This is a genomic window from Halorubrum distributum JCM 10118 (assembly GCF_000337335.1).
Lineage (GTDB): Archaea > Halobacteriota > Halobacteria > Halobacteriales > Haloferacaceae > Halorubrum > Halorubrum distributum.
Map to the genome: position 1 here is coordinate 126195 of NZ_AOJN01000048.1, position 21916 is coordinate 148110.

Sequence of the window (21916 nt, forward strand, 5' to 3'; positions counted from 1 at the left end):
GCCTCCACCGGTCGGTATGGAGCGCACCCCCGACGGGACCCCCGTCGGCGTCGACGACCCGTACGCGGTCGCCGACGTCTGCGACCACCTCACCGGCGACGGCCGGTGCCGCTTCGCGCTCACGCGGGCGGGCGACGACCCCGAGTTCGCGGCGGACCGACGCGCGGACGGCTACGACTGTCACGTCGGCGCCGACGGCGAGTGGTCCGCATGTCCGCACTACCGGTCGACGACGGACGCGAAGACCTGCGCCCGGTGCGGACTTGACGACGTGCGGCTGGCCCACGACGACTCACGGCCGCTCGTGGAGGAGCACCACCTCTCGTACGGGGGGACGGAGGCGGCCGGTCACGAGATAACGGTCGGGCTGTGTCGCTGGTGTCACGCGAAGGTCCACAAGTCGATCGCTCGGATCGACGACGACGCGAGCCCGGCCCCCGAGGCGATCGCCGAGCGCGAGCGTCGACGCGGCGCAGAGCTGTCGGAGTCGGCGTTCGAGACCGCGAGCGAGCGGTACGACCCCGAAGAATAGGTCGACGCCTCCCGGCGACGGCTCAGGCGTCCGGCGCCGGCCGGATCAGGTTCGCCAGCGCGACGAGGGCGCCGAGGAACCACCCGAGCGGCACCGAGATGCCGATCCACATCAGGACGTAGCCCAGCCCGGGCAGTCCCCACTGCTCGCCGAACGTCTCCAGGTCGAACGCGCCGCGGAGGACCTCGTTGATCCCGCCGACAGCGAGGAACGTGTCGAGGATCCACCGCGCGAGATCGTAGCTCGGCGGGAGGATCAGCTCCTCCAACGTCGGCGTGACGAGCGCGGCGACGACCGGGGGGAGAAACAGCGCCGTCATCGCGAACGGATACGCGAGGAGGACACTGACGAACCGGCCCCCGACCTTCGAGAAGCCGGCGGCGAACGCGGAGGACACGACCGCTACCGTGCTCGCGGCCCCGACCGCGATCACCGCGTCGAACGGGAGCTGGAGATGCGTGATCACCGTCAGCCCCCCCCAGACGACGGCGGCGACGACCACGGCGCCGGCGACGCCGATGCGGGTGACCGCGGAGTCGAGCTTCGCCGCGTAGTAGCGGGTGGCGAACCCGACGAGCAGGAGGGGGTACGCCACCGCGACGAGCGGGGCGCCCAGCACCGCCCAGAGGTAGTAGCCGACGGACTGGACGGTCGTCTCGGGCTTCCACTTCCCCAGGACGGCGCTCGGGTCGAGCTGCCGCGGGAAGACCACCTCCATCCACGTCTCGTGGAGGCGAACCACGTCTAGGAAGAGCGCTTCCACCAGCCCGGTTTGTCCTCGTCGTTCCATTTGCCTCACGTCGCGCGCGGCCCGACGTGAACTTTGTGCCTTCGGCTGCGGGGTTCTCGCGAGCGATATACGCGTCGATAGGCTTAAAGAACTGTGTAGACCTACCGGGACACATGAAACGACGTGGACTGCTCGCGGCACTCGCGGCGTCGACCTCGGTCGCTATCGCCGGGTGCGCCGGCGAGGACGGGAGCTACGAGTTCGACGCGGAACCGGCGCGCGTTCCCGAGTCCGCGTACGCGGAGGGCTACTCCGGGGAGGATCCGGAGTCGTACACCATCGACCGCGAGTTCAACGTCACTGGCGTGAACGCGAAGGTCACGGCGACGACGTGGGTCGCCCGGTACACCAACTCGACGACCCAGTCGGCGCTGTTCGTGGCGAGTACGCCGAACGCCTCCGTCGCCGGACAGTCGGTCAATCCGCTCGTCAGGGTGGAGGGCGCGGACCTCATCCGACGGCTCCTCAACCAGATCAATCAGCAGGACGTCGGCGGCGGCAACGCCGACATCGAAACGGACGACATCGAGGAGCGCGGCGAGGAGACCCGGACGATCCTCGGCGAAGAGACCACCGTCCCCATCTTCGAGACGACGATCAGCGCCGACGTCGAGGGGACGGGCAACTCGAGCGGATCCGTCGAAAACGTCCCCGTTCTCCTGTACATCGCTACCGTCCAACACACCGCGGACGGCGCGGACAGCGAAGACGCGATCGCGATGGTCGGCGTCCACCCGGAACAGGCGTCCCAGCGCGAGCAGTTGCTCTCGATGATGGAAGCGGTCGAACACTGACCGGCCCCGGCGACTCCCCTCTCCGCTCTTCTCTCCCGTCAGGTCCGATCGTCGCCCCGCGAATATCCGGCCACGACCCGGTTAGGAGGCGACGCAGTCATGCGATTATTTCTCCGAACGGAAGCTTCCACGTCCGTAAATCACTTATAAGCGATCAACCCGAGTGAGAGATCCCGCGGTGTGACAAGAGGCGCTTCGCGGGGTCCGGTCGGCTACTGACGCCGCGCTGCCCCGAGAGCGATCGCTCTGGCAACCGTGGCACGTTCGCTATGATCCGGACGCGATCGGTTCAATGGCTGTGGGTCGGCATCGTGATGGGTGCTGTGGTGGGCGCCGTTGTCTTACTAATTATCTCTGGGACATTCGCAGCCTCCGCACAACTATGGGATGTAGATAGTGCGAGCGATCTTGAAATTGGATCCGAACAGCAGCAAGTAGTCACCAATATCGAAGTTCTTGACTCTAACGAGCCTGTTGAGATTCATGTTGGAGATCTTGTTGACTCTGGAGCAGAGTTAGATCACAACGCGACATCCTATCGAATAGACATTGATGAGAAAACGAATAGATCGGAGGTGTATATAGAAAACCCGAACAGCTCAAATGCGACCGTTGTCGTGTCTGCTTCAGCAATTTCCAGTCCTGGCCGTTTTGATCTATACATCAGCAATATAGATACAACAAATGTTAGTAAATACGATGAAGAAGGAGCAAAAATAAATCGCGATCTTTCATATACTGCTGAACAGGGAGGAAAGAAAGCATCTGTTGGTTTTAGCATATCTTCTCTTGGATCTATCGGATTCAAATCTGATACGTATAACCAATCTACACAATCTGTTTTCTACAATTACTCCACAAACAATAATCAAAGCCTAAACACTGCTGTAACAATTTGGGAGGAGGAGCAAGATGGGAGCCTGGGAGAGAAAATCAAAACTGTAGAGACATCTAGTAAAAATATATCACTCAGAGACACTGATATTGAAGGTGAAACAAAGATAATAATTGGTCTTCACTCTTCACCAGACAAGCACAGTTTCAATGCGATCTACGCTTTAGATTCAACAACTATCAATGTCTCTGTGCCTGCCCAACTTGTAGGTGGGCCATTTTATTACAGCAGAACTGACGTGGATAAGGGATCTGACGGTACTCTCCTGTTCGAATTCAACACGAATATATCCCGTTCCCAGGGCTATATAACTACTAAATTATCCAATAATAGAACAGAAAACATCTCTCTTAAAAACCATCCAGAGACCTTTGATATAAAAGGTGACTTCCTGTATGTTTATCCACTGACCTCAACCAACATTTCTACTAAAGATATTCAACCGGTGATCAACAATATCGAAGTTGGTGGTATTGTCTCCACCTCAAGCAGTAACCCGTACAAAAACCAATTCAGTTCTCCTGTTCGTGTAGATAATTTAGTCTATAGTGGGAAGAGAGATATAATCAATCAAGGTTCGAATATTGGCCTCCGATTAGAACAACAGTATGGCTATAATCTATCAAAACTTAACGGAAGTTTGGTTAAACAAATAGATTCTACTGGTTTAAACACTATTCATACGGTAAGAACAGAAGGTCTTAGCCCCGGCCACTACTCAGTGAATTCTAATTCTGGAACAGAGAATATTACCTTCCAGTTGATTGACTCATCCATTCATTTTGAAACAGCTGACACAGTAAACGGATCTCAGATACCGATTCATATTGGTTCGACTGGAACCAATCGGACTGCTGTTCTTAATGTCTCGAAGGCAAATTCTGGTATGATATTTCGGACAGAGATTATGTTGAATAACGCTTCCAATGTCAGTAGATATATTCCTGTTTCTCAACCCGGAACATACTCAGTAGAATTACATGATCTGGATACGAATATCACCACTGCTCAGGATGTAGAGGTTTTGAAAGACAGAAACCCTACTGTCCGTGCTGCTATTCATGAGAAATTACACAGTGGTAGCCATCTCGATCTAGTTCTAAATTCAACATATGATACCTCTTCGATAACTTTGATGTCTCAAAATAATACCACTACAACACTCGAACTGAAAACCATCGAGACGGATCCGACACCAGTGACGGTCAATACGTACGCGTCGCCCGAATCCCCGTCGGAGTTCGTCACGACCGGGTCCGGCATCGACGTCGAATCGGTCACGGGCGATACCGCTCCGCTCTCGCCCGGGACGTACGACCTCTCGCTGCGGTCGGAGCACGGCACCGAAGTCGCCAACGACACCGCGACGGTCACCGTGGAACCCCGCTCGACGAGCGACCTGACCGCGTACACCACGCGGTCGGTCGCATCCGGGGAGTTCGAGAACGCATCCGCGGTCCGAGAGGCGATCGCCGACGGAACCCTCACGCCGGCGACGACCGCGACCGCGAACGACACCGTCGTGTACGCCGTGAACGCAACCGGGCTGACGGGCCTCCCGGCGGCCGCGAACGCGTCGCTGGAACGAGGTGCGGACCTCGACCGGCTCGACGGCCTCTCGTTCGGCGTGGCGCCGACGGGGGCGGACGACGGCGACGAGTCCACCGACGGCGACGGGCTCGGTCGAACGCTGAACGGATCCGGGATTCACCTCGACCGACAGGGCCTGTACCTCGTCGCCGACGGCGAACGCGCGTTCGGAACCGAGACGCTCCCCGAACCCGGCGCGACGTTCGAGGCCGAGTTCCGAGTCGACGACGATCGACTGCGTCGGACCGCCGCGGACGACCGGCACCGGGCGGCGACCGAACTGACCTACGCCACCGATTCGACCGATGGGAGCATCGCCACCGAAAGCGGCGACGACTCGACCGAAGCGAGCGGGTCCACCGACTCGGAGGCGTCGGGTTCGACCAGTTCGACAGGCGGTTCCGATGCGATCGGTGGGGGGTCGGCCGGTGGTGGTTCGACCGGCGGCAGTTCGACCGGTGGTGGTTCGACCGGTGGGGGGTCGACTGGCGGCAGTTCGACCGGCGGCAGTTCGACCGGTGGGGGGTCGACCGGTGGTGGTTCGACCGGCGGCCCGAACGCACCCGGAGGAGGCGCCGGCCCCGCCGGCTCGGCCGCCGCCGGTAACGCCACGAACGCGGGCGGTCCGGCCCCGTCCGAAGAGTCGCTGGGGCCGGACGCGAACCGCCCGGCGCCGCGCCTCGGCATGGGCATCTCGATCGCCCCCGGGACGTCCGAGATTCCGCCGTCCGTGGGACCGCCGGAGGTCTTCGGAACCGGCGGCCCGGAACGCGGTGCGGGCGGTCCCACGGGCGCGGAGTCGCGCTCCGAGCACGGACGGCCGAACGACGCGGGTGGCGGTGAAGGGGACGACGCGACGTCGGCGGGACCCGCCGACTCGGTCGAATCCCCCGAGTCGTCCGCGGCGGGCGATCAGTCTGCGACGGGGGACTCCTCCCCGGACGAGGCCGACGCGAGCGATCTCGGGTACGACGAGGCGCCGATCCGATCGACCGCGTACGACCTCCCCGGATTCGACGCCGTCGCCTCGCTCGTGGCGCTGGCGGGCGCGTCGCTTCTCGCTCGGCGTCGCGGACGCGAGTCGTGATCGCGACGACGCTGGTGACCGCGGGGGCGCGGTCGGCGGGGCCCCGTCGGACCGGGCCACCGCGGGCGGTCGGCTGCCGCCGATCGCCGGTATCCTTTTGCTCGCCGGTGCCGTTCGTTCGGGTATGAGCGTGACCATCACACCCCCGAAGGAGCGCACGTGCGAGCTGTGCGGGCGCGACGAGCGGTGGGACGACGAGGCCGACGGGTGGCGCATCGCGGACGAACCCGGCAACGTCTACTGTATCCACGAGTGGGACATCAACGGGTCGTTCGTCCCGCTCGAAGAGTAGTTCCTGACTGGACGTTCTACCACTCTGGACGGAATACGTGAGACGTCCGCGGAGGATTCTCGTTGAACACGTCAATCTGCGGCTCCGCCGTGCGCGACTCGTGATCGATCCCGAGGTGTGTCATCTGGTCACCACCCGTGATGAATAATTACCTTATATTCCCTAATGTGTGTACGATGGATCCTACCCCTATCAGGGTCATACCTTTAACTGTTCACTCGTACGCGAGTGTATGACCAAGTCACGTAGTACCACCCGGGGCGTACGCGACTCGGAGTCCTCGGGTCAGGAGGGGGGGCTCGCGGCGCCGACGGACGACCGGTCGAACTGCGGCATCGGCGGGGTCGTCGACCTCGACGGCGCGCCGTCGCACGAGGCCGTCACGGACGCGGTCGAACTGCTCGAGAACCTCGAACACCGCGGGACGACGGGCGCCGAGGAGAACACCGGCGACGGCGCGGGTATCATGGTCGCGCGTCCGGACGAGTTCTTCCGCGAGGTCGTCGACGCCGACCTGCCGGCGGAGTACGCCGTCGGCTCCGTGTTCATGCCGCCCGAACCGGGCGTCCAGGCGAAGATCCACGACGTCATCGCCGAGGTGTGCGCCGTCTACGGGCTGGAGGTGCTGGCGTGGCGCTCCGTCCCCACCGACAACAGCGACCTCGGTGCCACGGCGCTCGACTCCGAGCCGGAGGTGTCGCAGGTGTTCGTCGCGCCCGTCGAGGGCGCGGGGCTCGCCCAGCGGTTCGCCAGCGAGGCGGACCGGTCCGACGACGTCGACCCCGACCTGCTCGGCTTCGACCGCGCGCTGTACGCCGCCCGCCGCGAGATCGAGAACGCGGTGTCGGAGGTCGACGGCGCCGGGCGCTTCTACGTCTGCTCGCTCGACCGCCAGCGCGTCGTCTACAAGGGCCTGCTGAAGGGGTCGCAGCTCGCCGACTACTACCCGGACCTGACCGACGAGCGGTTCGCGAGCCACGTCGCCCTGGTCCACGCGCGGTTCTCGACGAACACGCTCGGCGCGTGGCACCTCGCGCACCCGTACCGCAACATCGTCCACAACGGCGAGTTCAACACGATCCGCGGCAACGTCAACTGGATGCGCGCCCGCGAGAACGACCTGGAACACCCGGCGTTCGGGGCCGAGCTCGACACGATCAAGCCGGTGATCGACGACCCGAACCAGTCCGACACCGCGAGCGTCGACAACGCGCTCGAGCTCCTGCTCCAGACCGACCGCGACCTCCCGCACGCGCTCCGCATGCTGATCCCGGAGGCGTTCCGCGGCGACGACCTGATGGACGACGACCGCGCGGAGTTCTACGACTACCACGCCTCGCTCGTCGAGCCGTGGGACGGGCCCGCCCTCGTCATCGGGTTCGACGGCGAGCGGGTCGCCGGCGTCCTCGACCGCAACGGGCTCCGCCCGTGCCGGTACGAGGTGACGACCGACGACCGCCTCGTCGTCGGCAGCGAGGTGGGCGCGCTTCCGACCGAGCCGGCGGACGTGCGCCGCCGCGGTCGACTCCAGCCCGGCGAGATCTTCGTCGCCGACCCCGAGGCGGGCCGGATCGTCCCCGACGACGAGGTGTTCGAGGAGCTCACCGACGAGAAGTACGGCGAGTGGGTCGAGGACGGGCAGGTCGACCTCAACGACCTCACCGACGAGGACGGCGTCGCGGCCGGGATCGACGCCGACTCGACCGCTGAAGCGGACGGCGAATCGGGCGAGGCTGACGGGTCGGACGAGACGGACGAGACGGAACCCACCGTCCGCGCCCACCAGGCCGCGTTCGGCTACACGACCGACTCGCTGAACCACCTCGTCGAGCCGATGGCGAAGGACGGGAAGGACCCGGTCGGCTCGATGGGCGACGACACGCCGCTCTCGGTCCTCGCCGACGTCGACCGCCCCCTCTTCACCTACTTCAAGCAGCTGTTCGCGCAGGTGTCGAACCCGCCGATCGACTACATCCGCGAGGAGCTCGTCACCTCGCTGGAGACCCGCATCGGGAACCAGCGCAACCTCCTCGACGAGACGGCCGAACACGCGGAACAGATCGTCGCGGACACGCCGGTCCTGACGGACGCCGAGACGGCGGCGCTCCGCGACCTCCCCGGGCCGGGCGAGCGAAGGCCGGGCGAGCGCCGCGGACGCGAGGACGTCGACGGTCCCTCGTTCAGTTCCGTGACCGTCGACGTCACCTACGACCGCGACGGCTCGCTCGTCGACGCCGTGAGCCGCGTCCGCGAGGACGCCGCGGCCGCCATCGAGGACGGGGCCGACGTGGTCGTGCTCTCCGACCGTAACGTGGGTCCGGACCGCCTCGCTGTGCCGAGCCTGCTGGCGACCGGCGCGGTCCACCACCACCTCGTGCGCAAGGGGCTCCGAAACCGCGCGGGCGTCGTCGTCGAGTCCGGCGAGCCGCACGAGGTCCACCACCTCGCCACGCTCGTCGGCTACGGCGCGGACGCGGTCGACCCGTACCTCGCGTACGCCTCCATCGCCGACGTGGTCGCCGGCCCGGACGGCGCCGACGAGGACGAGGCCCTCGCGGCGTACCGCCACGCGCTGGAGGACGGCCTCCTCAAGACGATGGCGAAGATGGGCATCTCGACGATGGAGTCGTACCAGGGCGCCCAGATCTTCGAGGCGGTCGGGCTCGACTCCGAGTTCGTCGCCGAGTACTTCGAGGGGACGGAGATCCGCACCGAGGGGATCGGGGCCGAGCAGATCGAAGACGACCTCCGCACGCGCCACGCGATGGCGTTCGGCGCCGACCCCGAGCTGGAGACGATCGGCGAGTACGAACACCGCTCCTCGGGCGTGAAACACGGCTGGAACCCCCAGACCGTCGGGACGCTCCAGCAGGCGGTCCGCGGCGGCGACTACGAGCAGTATCAGGAGTTCGCCGAACTGGTGAACGACCAGACCGAGGAGCTCCAGTCGCTGCGCGGCCTCCTTGAGTTCGACTCCGACCGCGACCCGGTTCCCGTCGAGCAGGTCGAGCCCGTCGAGTCGATCGTCGAGCGCTTCTCGACGGCCGCGATGAGCCTCGGGAGCATCTCGCCGGAGGCCCACGAGAACAACGCCATCGCGATGAACCGGATCGGCGCGAAGTCGAACACCGGCGAGGGCGGCGAGCCGCCCGAGCGGTTCGACACGGAGAAGGAGTGTACCGTCAAGCAAGTCGCCTCCGGGCGCTTCGGCGTCACCTCGGAGTACCTCGCGAGCGCCGAGGAGCTCCAGATAAAGATGGCGCAGGGCTCGAAGCCCGGCGAGGGCGGCCACCTCCCCGGCAAGAAGGTCAACGAGATGATCGCGCACGTGCGGTGTTCGACCCCCGGCGTCGGCCTCATCTCGCCGCCGCCCCAGCACGACATCTACTCGATCGAGGACCTCAAGCAGCTCATCTTCGACCTGAAGGCCGCGAGCCCCGAGGCCGACGTCAACGTGAAGCTGGTCTCGGAGGCGGGAATCGGCACCATCGCGGCCGGCGTCGCGAAGGCGAACGCCGACGTCGTCCACGTCTCCGGCCACGACGGCGGGACGGGCGCGTCGCCGAAGACCTCGATCAAGAACGCCGGCCTGCCGTGGGAGCTCGGGCTCGCGGAAGCGAACCAGATGCTCCGCGCGACCGGCCTGCGCGACCGGATTCGGGTATCGGCCGACGGCGGACTCCGGACCGGGCGCGACGTCGCGGTCGCGGCCGCGCTGGGCGCCGAGGAGTACATCTTCGGCACCGCGTCGCTCGTCACCTCGGGCTGCGTGATGGCGCGGCAGTGCCACGAGAACACCTGCCCGGTCGGGGTCGCCACCCAGCGCGAGGACCTCCGTCAGCGGTTCCCCGGCCAGCCGGACCACGTCATCAACTACATGACGTTCATCGCGCAGGAGCTGCGGGAGATCATGGCCGAGCAGGGGTACACCGAGCTCGAGGAGTTCATCGGTCGGCCCGGTCTCCTCTCGCAGCGCGAGACGGACCACGAGAAGGCGAAGCACCTCGACCTCTCGGCGGTCATCGCCGAGCCCGCGGGCGAGGCCCGCACCAAGGTCCGCGAGCAGGCCCACGACGGCATCGACGACCTGCTCGACTGGGACCTCATCGACGAGGCCGCGCCCGCCATCGAGGACGGCGCGCCGGTCGCGCTCACCCGCGACGTGCGGAACGTCGACCGCGCGGTCGGCGCGACGCTCTCGAACCGCGTCGTCTCCGAACACGGCGGCGAGGGGCTCCCGGACGACACCATCTCGTGCCGGTTCGACGGCGAGGCCGGGCAGAGCTTCGGCGCGTTCCTCGCGCCGGGGATCACGATGGAGCTGTCGGGCGCCGCGAACGACTACGTGGGCAAGGGGCTCTCCGGCGGTCGCCTCGTGATCGACACGCCCGCCGAGGCCGCGTACGATCCGACCGAGAACGTCGTCGCCGGGAACGTCTGCCTGTACGGCGCCACCGCGGGCGAGATGTACGTCAACGGCGTCGCCGGCGAGCGGTTCGGCGTCCGCAACTCCGGCGTGCGGGCGGTCGTCGAGGGCGTCGGCGACCACGGCTGCGAGTACATGACCGGCGGCGTCGTCGCCGTCCTCGGCGACACGGGCCGCAACTTCGCGGCGGGGATGTCCGGCGGCATCGCGTACGTGTACGACCCCGACGACCGCCTCGACGACCGCGTCAACCGCGGGATGGTGTCGGTCTCCGAGACGCTGGCGGAGTCCGACGAGCGGATGCTCCGCCGGCTCGTCGAGAACCACCGCGCGTACACCGACAGCGAGCGCGCGGCCGACCTCCTCGACGACTGGGAGGCCGCGCTCGACGACTTCGTCCGCGTCTTCCCCGACGCGTACGCGGAGGTCATCGCGGAGGGCAAGGGCGCCGACGTGCGCGAGGAGCCGCCCGCGCCCGCCGCCGCCGTGCCGGGCGCCGACGCCGACGCGACCGGACAGGTGTCGAGCGACGACTGAGGAAAGAGAAAAAGCCGCCTGCGGTCAGTCGATCGTCTCCGAGTCGACCTCGCTCTCCGCTGTCGCCCGTTCGACCGCGCGGTCGACGTGGCGCTCGCGGGCGCGCTCGACGAACTCTTCCGGCAGCTCGTCTATCTCGCCGGCCTGAACGCCCCAGAGCTTCGCGTAGAGCCCGTCCGCCGCGAGCAGCTCGTCGTGGGTGCCGCGCTCGACGACCTCCCCGTCCTCCAACACGAGCGCGGTGTCGGCGTCCGTCACCGTCGAGAGGCGATGCGCGATGACGAACGTGGTCCGGTCGGCGGCGAGGCGGTCGAGCGAGCGCTGGATCAGCATCTCCGTCTCCGTGTCGACCGCGGAGGTCGCCTCGTCCAAGATCAGGATCGCGGGGTCTTGGAGGACGACCCGCGCGATGGCGAGCCGCTGGCGCTGGCCGCCGGAGAGCTTCACGCCGCGCTCGCCGATCCGCGTCTCGTAGCCGTTCGGCAGGGAGTCGATGAACTCGTGGGCCTCCGCGGCCTTCGCGGCCTCGACGACGCGCTCGCGGATCGCGTCCTCGTCGAGGCCGTCGCCGCCCGCCTCGTCGATCCGCGTGAACCGCCCGTAGCGGATGTTCTCGGCGATGGTGCCGTCGAACAGCGTGGTGTCCTGCGCGACGTAGCCGACCGACGAGCGGAGGCTCTCGACGGTCACGTCGCGGACGTCGTGGCCGTCGACGCGGATGGCGCCGTCGGTGACGTCGTACAGCCGGAGGAGGAGCTTGAGCAGCGTCGACTTCCCGGCACCGGTCGGGCCGACGAGGGCGACGGTGTCGCCCGGCTCGGCGGAAAAGGAGACCCCGCGGAGGACCTCCTCGTCGGCGTCCTCGGGGTCGACGAGGGCGTTCTCGGGGTACGCGAAGGAGACGTCGTCGTACTCGACGGCGCCCGCGACGCCGCCGTGATCGGGGTCGCCCGCCGGCGTCACGCCGCCGTCGTTTCGGGGCTCTCCGTCGCTTCGCGTCCCGCCGCCGAGTTCGATCGCGCCGTCGTCGTCCTCGATGCGGACCGGGATGTCGCGCAGGCCGAACACGCGCTCGCAGGAGGCCTTCGCGTTCTCGTACTGGTCGATGATGTTCGACACCTCCGCGAGCGGGGCGACGAACTGCTGGGTGAGGAGGACGAAGGTGACGAACGTCCCGACCGTCAGCTCCGTCGTGAACGGGCCCGGCGGGCCGTTCGCGAGCCAGAAGCCGCCGACCGCGAAGGTGGCGGCGAAGGCGAGCCCGGCGAGCAGCTCCATCCCGGGGCGGTAGACGTAGTTGAGCCGGAGGATCGACATCGTGCGCTTGAAGTACGAGAACGAGGCGTCCTCGACGCGCTCGCTCTCGTGGGCCTCCGTGTTGGAGGTCTTCACCAGCTCGACGCCCGATAGCGCGTTTTCGAGGGCGGTGTTGAGGTCCCCGACGACCGAGCGCTGCGCGACGTAGCGGGGCTCGACCGCGCGCATGAACCAGAGCGTGAAGAGGAACATCAGCGGGATCGCGGCGAGGGTGACGATCGCGAGCTCGTAGTTGTAGTAGACGAGGACGGTCGCGATGCCCGCGAGCATGACGCCGAGGCGCGCGGAGTTCTGGAGGGCGTTGTCGAGGAACACCTCCAGGTTCGAGGCGTCGTTGTTGAGGACGGACATGACCTCGCCGGTCTGTTTGTCGTCGAAGAAGGTCATGTCGAGCCGCTGTATCTGGTCGAAGGAGTCGGTGCGGACCGCGTGCATCACGCGGTGGGCGAAGTTGTTCGCGGCGATGCCGTAGACGTACGTGAACACGCCGGTCACGATGAACGACCCGAAGATGAGCAGCACGGAGAGGCGGAACTGCGCGCCCGCCTCCGTGGGGAGCCACGCGTCGGGGACGACCGGGAGCGTGTACGGTCCCGTGCCGGTGAAGACGGCGTCGATGGCGACGCCGAGGACGACCGGCGGGATCAGCCCCGCGACGCGGGCAACGACGTTGGCGGCCATCCCGACGACGAGCCAGTGGGCCTCCGACGCCCCGTACTCGCGGAACAGCCGCCCCAGGGGTCGGTCGACCCGGTCGCGGTACACTTCGAAGGCGTTGCGCTCGTCGGCAGCCATGGGCGTACGAGCGCCGGAAGCCCCATGTATCCGGCGGCTTCGGCGGCCCGTTCCGGGTTCCGCCAGTCTTGGTTCTGGAAACACTTCTTATTTATAAATAACCGACCGGGTGCGGTGGCGCGTGCCTCCGAGTGGCCGCCGAAGGCGGCCGCGAGGAGCACGCGCGAGGGACGCCGCGAGCGCTTTTAAGCGCGAGCGGCGAGGCTGGGGAGGTGGGAGGTGCTGTGCGGAGCGGTGTGGGGCGGGACTCAAAGGGGCAGTCGCGAGGCGACCGTAGGCGACGTAAGCACCGGAACGAGGGAGCGAACGGAGTGAGCGACCGAGTGAGGAGCGCAGCGAGCGTACGGTCGCCTCGCGACTGGGGCTTTGGCGGTGTTCGTCGCGGGATCGCCGACCGTAATTTATAATCGAGCTGGGGATTTTGCGGTGTTCGTCGCGGGATCGCCGACCGTAATTTATAATCGAGCTGGGGCTTTGGCGGTGTTCGACGGCGATCCGCAATGGGCCATTTATAAATGAGCGTCCGGAGGTCTGACAGCGACCACCGCAGCAAGATTGAATGCGTATCGTCGCCGGTCCGTTTAATAAGCGCCGCTCGAACCCATCTACGTGGACGAACTCGTCGTGAGTACGGAGGTGTACGCCGACCCGGAGGAGGTGTACGCGTTCCTGCTCGATTTCCCGCAGTACGCGAACTACTCCGAGTACCTCCGAGAGGTCCGAACCGTCACCGGCGACGGCGGCCCCGGGACCAAGTACGCGCTCACGTTCGCGTGGTGGAAGATCTCCTACACCGCCCGATCGGAGGTGACCGGCGTCGAGCCCCCCGAGCGGATCGACTGGGAGATCACGAAGGACATCGATGCCGGCGGCTGTTGGCGCGTGACGCCGCCCGAACGCGTCGAGAGCGACGGGGATTCCGCCGAGACAGACGCCACCCCGAGCGACGACGCCCCTTGCGAGGTCGCGCTCGAAGTCGAGTTCGACCCCGGGTCGGCCAGTTCGGACGCGCTCAATCTCCCGCGGCTGGTCTCGTTCGACTGGGTGTTGAAGAAGGCGATCCCGCTGATCAGAGACGAGGCCGAGCGCGTGGTCGAGCGCGCGGTTCAGGACTTAGAGGGGTCGACGCGGGACGTCGACCTCGACGTGTACGTGGACTCCGACCGGATCTGACGCCCCGCGGGGCGGTTCGCCGCTCCCGTGCCCGAGTCGAAGGCCTTAATATATCCAGCGGGGAACGAACGGATGCGTTCGAGGGCTCGTAGATCAGTGGTAGATCATCCCCCTGGCACGGGGAAGGCCCGGGGTTCAAATCCCCGCGAGTCCATTCCTTCGCTCACTTCGTTCGCTCAGTCATTCCCTCGCGTGGTCCCACTCGCTCGCTGCGCTCGCTCGCGGGACCCCCGCGAGTCCATGATTTTGCGCCGCGAGCAACGTCGCGAGCGGCGCATATCTGTACCGAGTGGAGATTTGAACCCTATACCAGTCGCGCGCAGTCCGAAGTCGTCGAGCGGCTCGCCGCGAAGCGAGCGCTCGATCTCGGTGTCGGACGGAGCGTGTCGCAGGCGGACTGTACCTCTCCTTTTTATCGTGCTTTCACACGAGCGCAACGAGCCGAGGTCGAATTAGACCACCTTCTCCACACGTGTGACTTCGTCCTCAGACCGTTATTTCACTCATACGAGTTCGAATACTGTCACACTCTCTCGCTTATTATAGACAGTTTCTCATCAGCATCACAAGATCTGCTGGATCACCGTTATTGGGTGATTCGCGCGCAACGGTTGAGACGGGTCGACACGTCCCACAACACGTTCGGCCCTGGTTCGAGCATTACCCTCGAAGTCAAGATCGAGGTGAGCACGACAGTTGCACTGTTAGTGCGTACTCTCGTCACGCAGTTGTAAAAGGGGCTGCTCGATGGTATATTCGTGTGGGCAGATGACGACCACACGCCCCACAACACGCGTTTTGCGTTACTCGCTTCCCGTATTTCAGACGTATGTCGGCGGCTTAGAGCCAGCTGACCTTCTCTCGCGCTCGGCGCTGCGCCGCCGGGCTTAGGTCCCGTTGTAGTGTTCGAGGAACGTCTCTAGGTCCTCCCAGCCGCCCCAGTCGAGAACGAGCAGCGGGTCGACCTCCGCATCCGCGAGCGTACTCGCCCACGTTCGGCAGAGGTCGTGCGTACTGCGGAATTCCCAGCCGATGTCGTCCTCCTCCTCGGCGAGCTGCTCGTGGGCATCTTGGAGCCAGCGTCGGAGCGACCACGTTCCCGACGACTTGACCCCCAACCGGGTCGAGCGCGTCGGCGAGGTGGTCGTCGACCGGATTGAGAAGGGCCGCGTGTGAGCGCGTCAGCGATGCTCGTCGATCCAGCGGCACCACGCGTGAAAGTCGTCGGCACCGCACTGGGGGGCGATGTTTCGGAGCGTGTCGCCGCTGATCTCGTGGCCGATCGGGACCGTACCGTTCCGTGTCTCACCCGTCTTCGGGTGGATGTATCGCAGTTTGAGATGGCTCCCGGTTCGGTCGACGGGAGTGTAGTTCATGCTCGTCAGCACGGAGACGATCTCCCGACCGGTGAATCGCTGCCGGACCACGATTACGCCGTCTCGTCAGCGTCGTCGAACCACGGAGCGTCGGGCACGCCCGCCTCGTCCGGGACCTCGTCGAGATCGAGGCCCAGCTCCTCCAGGTCATCGTCGGTAACCGGCTCGCCGGCCTCGCCGGTGTGTAGGGCTACCGCCTCGTCGAGCATCTCCAGCGCCTCCTCACGAGTATCGCCGCACGAGGCGACGCCGAGGTCCTCGTCGATCGCGGACCAACCGCCCTCATCTTCTTCGATCAGGCGGATCTCTCGGCCAGTGCTTATGGCTGGTAGTAGTTGTCACCGTGGAATAAGCGTTCTGTCGCTCCGAGACGCCGCGGAAGTGAGGCTGAACCGCGAGACACTTCACCGGGAGCTCAGTTTTCGGTTCCCGGTACCCGTTCCGCGACCGCTTTCCCGCACGAACGCTAAAGTGAAATCGCGACACACGACCAGCCGACCGTGCTGACCGACGCCGAGGAACGACTCGTCGAGGACGTCTTGGAGGTTGGCGAGGTCATCGAACGAGACACGTTCGAGTTCATGATCGAGGAGGGCCTCCCCGCGGAAGAACTCCGAATTCTCGGCAGCGACGGCAGCGCCGAAACGGCCATCGAGAGCCTCGAATCGAGGGGACTCGTCACCACCGAGCGGGTCGAGGAGACGGTGCGCGACAGCAGCTCACCGGAGGAATCGATTCTCATCCCCGGAACGGATTTCGAACGCGTCGAGCGCCGGTACGTCTACTTTACCGACGAACTCGAAGCGCGGTACCGGGAGTAGCTCGCCGCCCGATCCCTACTCCGGCCACGGCTCCCGTTCCCGCCGGTCCGTCTCGCGCGAAAGCTCCGGCGGCACCTCCTCCAACAGCACCGGCGCCAGCGACGCGCCGACGTGCCACGCGACGACCTCCTCGTCTAACTCCTCCAGCCGCACGTCCTCCTGCCCGTAGTACTCGCCGTCGACCGTACAGGAGCCGCCGCCGTCGGCGAAGCAGACGTCGCCGCGCTCGTCGTAGGTGATCTGGACGTGCGCCTCGCGCGCGCTGTCGACGAACTCCCACGCGAACCGGTCGCTCCCGGCGAGGTCGTCGCGCCCTGCGAAGTAGTCGAGCGCGGCAGCGACCTCGTCCTCGACGGGGCCCGTGACCGCGCCGTCGTCGGCGCGCAGGTGGACCTTCACCGGCTGGTGCGTCGCGAGCGTGCTCGTCGCGCTCATCAGCCCGGCGGGCTCCTCGCCGTGTTCGAGCCCCTGGACGTGCCCGAGCTCGTGGATGATCGTCGCGTTCATCTCCGCGTCGGAGAGCCGGGGGTCGACGGTCGCGGTCATCGGCGTCCGCGGCTCGTCGACGAGGAGGTCCGCGCAGCCGAAGTACCGCGTCTCGTTGGTCTCCTCCACGCCGCACCGCTCCACGCGGTCGAACCGGAGGACGACGTCGGCGCCGTCCGCGCCGTCCGCGTCGTCGACGCGCTCGTACTCGACCGGGTAGCCGAGGTAGCGCTCGTCGGTGCGCTCCCAGTAGCCCGTCGCGGCCGCGACCACGGCCGAGACGTTCCGGTCGACCGCCTCGTCGTCGACGTAGAGGTCGAGCGTCGTCTTCCCGTACGGGCTCGGGTGTACCACCGAGACGGTCCGCTCGCGCGTCCGGTTCGCGGTCGTCACGACGACCGGGTAGTCGCCGCCGTCGAGCCGCACGTCCGCGAACGTGACGGACGCTTCCGCCTCCGCGCCGCCGTCGAGCGCGACCGTCCGGTTCGCGCTCGCGCCGGTCCCGTACCGGATCCGGACCGTCTGGTTCCCCGCCAGGTCGCCGACGTTGGTCACGGTCGCCGTGACGGAGAGGTCCCCGCCGTACGCCACGCTCTCGGGGGCCTCGATCTCGGAGACCGCGAACGCCGCCGGCCGCGCCTCCTCGACGACGACGGTGCGAGTCGCGCTCGCCTCCCCGACGCTCACCCTGATATCGTGTTCGCCCGGGTCGAGCGCCGCGGCGTCGACGGTCGCCGTCACCGTCATCGTCCCGTTCGCGGGGACCGACCGGTTCTCCGAGAGCAGCGTCGCGTCGCCGACGCGGACCGTCACCCGAACCGGGTCGAGCGTCGCGTTCGCGCTCCCCGACCCTTCGCCCGCGGCGTCGTCGGCGTCGTCCGCGAGGCCCTCCCACCGCGCGGTCGCCTCGACCGTCGCCCGCTCGTCGTGGCCGAGCGACTCCGGCGCGTCGACGGACTCGATCGACGGGGACGGCGCCCCGAGGGGACCGGCCATCTCTCCACCGAGCCCGCCGCAGCCGGCGAGCGCGACGAGCAGGACGACGGCGGCGACGGCGCTTGCGTTGCGCATCGGTTACCGGGGGCTCGGAGACGGAGACATATAACCTTCGTTTCAACCAGCGATTAGGTGTGGCGTCGCGGAGCCCGACCCACCCTCGCCTCGTCGCTTTCTACCCGGATCGACTCGGCGCCGACCGCGGAGACCGGTGGCCGCCGCCGAACGACACTGGCTTGTCGCCCGGTCGCCAACGGTTCGTGTGACGCTCCGACGCGACGTTCTCGCGACGGTCGACGCCGACCGCGGCTCGTTTCGGACACGCCTCTCGACGCTCGTCGAGGAACACGGCCTCGACGGGGAGCTGGTTCCGCCCCGGTCGGCGGACCCGGACGACCGCGCGGAGCGCGAGGCGATGCTGGTCGACCGCGTCCGGGCGCTCGATGACCTCCCGCTCGGTCTCACCCTCACCGGCCCGGCGTTCCGCGACACGCCGATCGTCTACGTCAACCGCTGGTTCCGCGACTGGACCGGGTACGCGATGGAGGACCTCCGCGGGCGGAATCCCCGTCTGTTCCAGGCGCCGGACCCGGACGCCGAGGTCCGCGCCGACTTCCGCGACGCCCGCGCCGACTTCCGGGAGGCCCTGTCGACGTGGTCGCGAGTCACGGTCGAGATCCGCAACCGCCGCTCTGACGGAACCCCGTTCACCGCCCTCGTTTCGCTGCGACCGCTGTTCGGTGACGCGGGGACGGTCACGCACTGGGTCGCCGCGCAGGAGCCGAAGTCGACCGAGACGCGAGAAGCCGGCGGGAACGCCCCGGAGTGACGCGTCCCCCGAACCAAGCGGCGGACGCCGAACCGGCACTCACCGCAGCGTCGACGTCGGGACGACCGACGGGAGCACGCCGCCGCCGGTCGCGTCCTCCACGACCGCCTTGGCGACGTGTTCGCCGCTGAGCAGGCACATCGGCATCCCGATTCCCGGGTTGGTGTACGCGCCGACGTAGTAGAGGCCGTCGACGCCGGGCGCGCGGTGCGCCGGGCGGAGCGGCCCGGTCTGTTCGAGCGTGTGCGACAGCGCCAGCGCGGTGCCGCGGGGCGCGTTGAACCGCCGCCGGAAGTCGGAGACGCAGGCGGTCTCCTCGAAGACGATCCGGTCGCGGAAGTCGACGCCCGCGTGCTCCGCGAGGTCGTCGAACACCAGGTCGCGGAACCGCTCGCGGGTCTCCGGGTCGTCGTCCAGCCCCGCCGCGAGCGGGACGAGCAGGAAGACCGCCTCGTGGCCGTCGGGCGCCGCCTCCGGGTCCGTCTTCGAGGGGACGTGGACGTAGTACGCGGGGTCGTCGGGCCACTCGGGGTCGTCGAAGATGGCGTCGAAGTGGGGGCGCCAGTCGGTCGGGAACACGAGCGTGTGGTGGTCCAGGTCCACGTCGCCCTCGACGCCGAGGTACGCGAGGTACGCCGAGGGCGCGTACGTCCGCGACTCCCAGTACGACTCGCGGTCGACGGTCCCGGCGGGCAGGAGGTCGCGCTCGACGTGCGGCGGGGGCGCGTTCGCGACCACGCGATCGAAGCGGTCGCTCCGCGCCGTGGCGGCCGCGCCGCCGTCCCCCCCGCGCCGTTCCGTCTCGACGGTGAACTTCGGGACGGACGCGGCGACCGACGGCTCGACCGCGGTCACCGGCTCGCTCGTTCGGATCGAGACGCCGAGCTCGCGGGCGAGGTCGGCCATCGCGTCGACGACGCTCGCGATCCCCCCGACAGGGTGGTAGACGCCGAGGTTCATGTCGACGTGGCTCATCAGCGTGTAGATCGCGGGCGTGTTGTACGGCGACCCGCCGAGGAAGACGAGCTTGTACTCCGCGATCTGACGCAGCTTCTCGCTGTCGAAGTAGTCGCCGACGTAGTCGTCCATCTCGCGGAGCTTCGGGAGCGCCCGGCCCGAGCGGAGCACGTCGGCGTCGACCATGTCGCGCAGCCGCGACCGGCTCGGGTAGACGAACCGGTCCATCCCCAGCTCGTACGCCTCCGCGGCGTCCGCGAGGTACTCGTCGAGCACCTCGCCCGCACCCGACTCGTACGACTCGAACAGCGCCTTCTGTCCCGCGCGGTCGGCCGGCATCGACGCGCGGTCGCCGTCCTTCCAGACCACCTCGTACAGCGGGTCCAACTCGATCAGGTCGTAGTAGTCGTCGGTCGACCGTCCGAAGTGCTCGAAGAACCGGTCGAACACCTCCGGCATGAGGTACCACGAGGGCCCGGTGTCGATCCGGAACCCGTCGCGCTCGATCCGCCCGGCGTACCCGCCGGGGTGGTCGTTGCGCTCGAACAGCGTCACGTCCGCCCCCGCGTCGGCGAGGTAGCTGGCCGCGGAGAGCCCGCCGAAGCCGGCGCCGACGACCGCGATCGACTCCCCGGCCAGCGGTTCCGCGGCGTCCGACAGGCCCGCGTCCGGTTGGGGTGACATCACTTCCGGCTACGCGTCCGGGAACGTTTACCCTGCGGTCATACCATGTTAGGGGCGTCGCCGTCGCTCGGTTCTCCCGCACCCGTCAGGCGTCGTCTCGCACCCGTCAGGCGTCACCCCCGACGTCGTCCCCTTGGAGCCGTCGGGCGCCGAGGGCGAACAGCCCGAGCCCGATCAGGTAGAGCCGCCACCCGCCGTTGGCGACGGGGAACCGTCGTTCGACCGGCTCGTCGACGTCGAGGTCGGGGTCGCGCGGCTGGACCGGGTTGCTGACGTGGACCGACTCGCTCGTGCCGCCCGCGCCCGCGTCGACCGTCCGCGTCCCCGTCTCCGGGTCGACGCGTACGTCGACGAACGTCTGAACGAACCCGTCGGCCGTCGAGTAGAACGCCTCGCCGCCCAGGTGGAAGAACCGGTCTCGAAGGGGCCAAAACGCGTTCACGCCGTCGAGGTGCGTCCAGTCGACCGCGACGTGCGCGAAGACGTGGACGAAGACGGCGACCCACGCGACCGCGATCAACCGGTCGGAGAGCCGGTCGCGGAGCAGCGACCGCTCCCGGACGCGCGTGTCGTAGTACAGCCCCAGCGCCGCGGCCGCGGGCAGCACGAAGTTGTGGCCGACCGTGCGATGCGCGCCGGGCATGATCGCGCCGAGGAAGCTGTCCGCCTCCGGGAGCACGAGGACGACGAGCAGGACCGCGAGCGCGCGCCGGTCGTAGTACGCCCCGAGCAGCCCGGCCGCCAGCAGCAGCGCGAACCCGGCGTGGACGACCGTCGAGGGCATTCAGCGGAACCCCCCGCCGTCGGTCGCCGCGTCTCCCCCGCGACCCCGGAACCGGACCGCGAGCGTCGCGGCCGCGGCGGCGACGACGACCAGCTGCCAGCCGTTCTCCACGAAGTCGAACCGCCGGTCTACGCCCGGGTCGATCCCGGGACGCCCGTCGGGGTTGATCCACGAGGAGACCGGCTCCGCGGTCGCGGCGTCGACGCTCTCGAGCGGCAACAGGCCGGGACCGTCGGCGCCGAGCGCGACGAACGTCTGGACGATCCCCTCCTGCGTCGAGTAGGCGAGTCGGCCCCGGACGGCGTAGCGCGCCTCCTCGAACGGGTACAGCAGGACCGCGCCCTCTCCGGCGAACAGCGCCGAACCGATCCCCGCGACGACGAGCGACGCGAGCGCGACCCACGCGACCCGAACGGCGCGCCGGCCGCCGCGCGCTCGGAGCGCCGACTCCGCGCGGTGCGTCGTGTCCCAGTACAGCAGCCCGCCGGCGAAAAGCGGCGCCCAGACGGCGTGGAAGAGCGTGTTCGTCGCCCCCGGCACGACGAGGCTCGCGGCCGCGTCGAGGCCCGGGAGGAGCGCGGCCGCGACGACGACCGCGACCGACCGTCGGTCGAACGCGTCTCCGAGCAGCGCGGCCGCGAGCAGCGCGCCCACGGCCGCGCTCACGAGCGGCGGTGCCATACCATCGCTGACGCTCGGAGGCGAATAAGCGCACCGGGCGGGCCGGTGTCGATCGGGTGCTCCCGGACGGATCG

The 21916-nt window shown here is 67.3% G+C and carries 17 protein-coding genes and 1 tRNA gene; 9 read left to right on the top strand and 9 right to left on the bottom strand.

All coding sequences use genetic code 11. From position 1 onward, the window contains the following. Positions 1 to 16: 16 nt before the first annotated feature. On the top strand, positions 17 to 532 hold the full coding sequence (locus C466_RS08745; RefSeq protein WP_004598337.1) for a DUF7097 family protein: 516 nt from the start codon (positions 17 to 19) through the stop codon (positions 530 to 532). A 22-nt stretch (positions 533 to 554) separates the two neighbouring features. Here C466_RS08745 and C466_RS08750 read toward each other — a convergent pair whose 3' ends face one another. Then, the gene (locus C466_RS08750) at positions 555 to 1295 is read right to left on the bottom strand and encodes a hypothetical protein (protein ID WP_004598336.1); all 741 of its coding nucleotides are present in this window, start codon (positions 1293 to 1295) and stop codon (positions 555 to 557) included. 140 nt (positions 1296 to 1435) lie between these two features. Here C466_RS08750 and C466_RS08755 point away from each other — a divergent pair, with 140 nt between their 5' ends. The 4 genes from C466_RS08755 to gltB all read left to right on the top strand — a co-directional run bounded on the left by C466_RS08755 (position 1436) and on the right by gltB (position 10943). Further along, positions 1436 to 2116: a DUF6517 family protein gene (locus C466_RS08755; protein WP_004598335.1), complete on the top strand. Its 681-nt coding sequence runs from the start codon at positions 1436 to 1438 to the stop codon at positions 2114 to 2116. A 2093-nt stretch (positions 2117 to 4209) separates the two neighbouring features. Then, the gene (locus C466_RS08760; RefSeq protein ID WP_004598334.1) at positions 4210 to 5688 is read left to right on the top strand and encodes a PGF-CTERM sorting domain-containing protein; all 1479 of its coding nucleotides are present in this window, start codon (positions 4210 to 4212) and stop codon (positions 5686 to 5688) included. 124 nt (positions 5689 to 5812) lie between these two features. Continuing rightward, complete coding sequence (locus tag C466_RS16985; protein WP_004598333.1) at positions 5813 to 5980, top strand: HEWD family protein; 168 nt, start codon at positions 5813 to 5815, stop codon at positions 5978 to 5980. Between the two features lie 232 nt (positions 5981 to 6212). After that, positions 6213 to 10943: a glutamate synthase large subunit gene (gene gltB, locus C466_RS08765; protein ID WP_004598332.1), complete on the top strand. Its 4731-nt coding sequence runs from the start codon at positions 6213 to 6215 to the stop codon at positions 10941 to 10943. A 24-nt stretch (positions 10944 to 10967) separates the two neighbouring features. On the opposite strand, the gene C466_RS08770 is transcribed toward gltB, so the two are convergent. After that, positions 10968 to 13055, bottom strand: a complete 2088-nt coding sequence (locus tag C466_RS08770; protein ID WP_004599764.1) for an ABC transporter ATP-binding protein — start codon at positions 13053 to 13055, stop codon at positions 10968 to 10970. 609 nt (positions 13056 to 13664) lie between these two features. Between C466_RS08770 and C466_RS08775 the strand changes: the two genes are divergently transcribed. After that, positions 13665 to 14228: an SRPBCC family protein gene (locus tag C466_RS08775; protein WP_004598329.1), complete on the top strand. Its 564-nt coding sequence runs from the start codon at positions 13665 to 13667 to the stop codon at positions 14226 to 14228. 82 nt (positions 14229 to 14310) lie between these two features. After that, a tRNA-Ala gene (locus C466_RS08780) sits at positions 14311 to 14382 on the top strand. A 733-nt stretch (positions 14383 to 15115) separates the two neighbouring features. Here the strand turns inward: C466_RS08780 and C466_RS08785 are convergent. From C466_RS08785 to C466_RS17655, 3 genes are all read right to left on the bottom strand, one after another. Continuing rightward, positions 15116 to 15346 carry a site-specific integrase gene (locus tag C466_RS08785; RefSeq protein ID WP_004598328.1) on the bottom strand — a complete coding sequence of 77 codons (231 nt, stop codon included), beginning with the start codon at positions 15344 to 15346 and terminating at the stop codon, positions 15116 to 15118. 63 nt (positions 15347 to 15409) lie between these two features. Continuing rightward, positions 15410 to 15655 carry a type II toxin-antitoxin system HicA family toxin gene (locus tag C466_RS08790; protein WP_004598327.1) on the bottom strand — a complete coding sequence of 82 codons (246 nt, stop codon included), beginning with the start codon at positions 15653 to 15655 and terminating at the stop codon, positions 15410 to 15412. Between the two features lie 2 nt (positions 15656 to 15657). Then, entirely contained in the window at positions 15658 to 15927 is a 270-nt protein-coding gene (locus tag C466_RS17655; RefSeq protein ID WP_049908401.1) for a type II toxin-antitoxin system HicB family antitoxin, read from the bottom strand. Positions 15928 to 16104: 177 nt separating this feature from the next. On the opposite strand from C466_RS17655, the gene C466_RS08800 reads away from it, so the two are divergent. Continuing rightward, positions 16105 to 16425: a hypothetical protein gene (locus tag C466_RS08800; RefSeq protein ID WP_004598326.1), complete on the top strand. Its 321-nt coding sequence runs from the start codon at positions 16105 to 16107 to the stop codon at positions 16423 to 16425. A gap of 15 nt (positions 16426 to 16440) precedes the next feature. Here C466_RS08800 and C466_RS08805 read toward each other — a convergent pair whose 3' ends face one another. Beyond that, positions 16441 to 17982, bottom strand: coding sequence for a matrixin family metalloprotease (locus tag C466_RS08805; RefSeq protein WP_004598325.1), 1542 nt, complete (start codon positions 17980 to 17982; stop codon positions 16441 to 16443). A 187-nt stretch (positions 17983 to 18169) separates the two neighbouring features. On the opposite strand from C466_RS08805, the gene C466_RS08810 reads away from it, so the two are divergent. After that, on the top strand, positions 18170 to 18736 hold the full coding sequence (locus C466_RS08810) for a PAS domain-containing protein (protein WP_004598324.1): 567 nt from the start codon (positions 18170 to 18172) through the stop codon (positions 18734 to 18736). Positions 18737 to 18775: 39 nt separating this feature from the next. Here the strand turns inward: C466_RS08810 and C466_RS08815 are convergent, their stop codons facing one another. From C466_RS08815 to C466_RS08825, 3 genes are all read right to left on the bottom strand, one after another. Further along, the gene (locus C466_RS08815) at positions 18776 to 20377 is read right to left on the bottom strand and encodes a phytoene desaturase family protein (RefSeq protein WP_004598323.1); all 1602 of its coding nucleotides are present in this window, start codon (positions 20375 to 20377) and stop codon (positions 18776 to 18778) included. 106 nt (positions 20378 to 20483) lie between these two features. After that, positions 20484 to 21161, bottom strand: coding sequence for a metal-dependent hydrolase (locus tag C466_RS08820; RefSeq protein ID WP_004598322.1), 678 nt, complete (start codon positions 21159 to 21161; stop codon positions 20484 to 20486). Then, complete coding sequence (locus C466_RS08825) at positions 21162 to 21842, bottom strand: hypothetical protein (protein WP_004598321.1); 681 nt, start codon at positions 21840 to 21842, stop codon at positions 21162 to 21164. Positions 21843 to 21916: the final 74 nt, after the last annotated feature.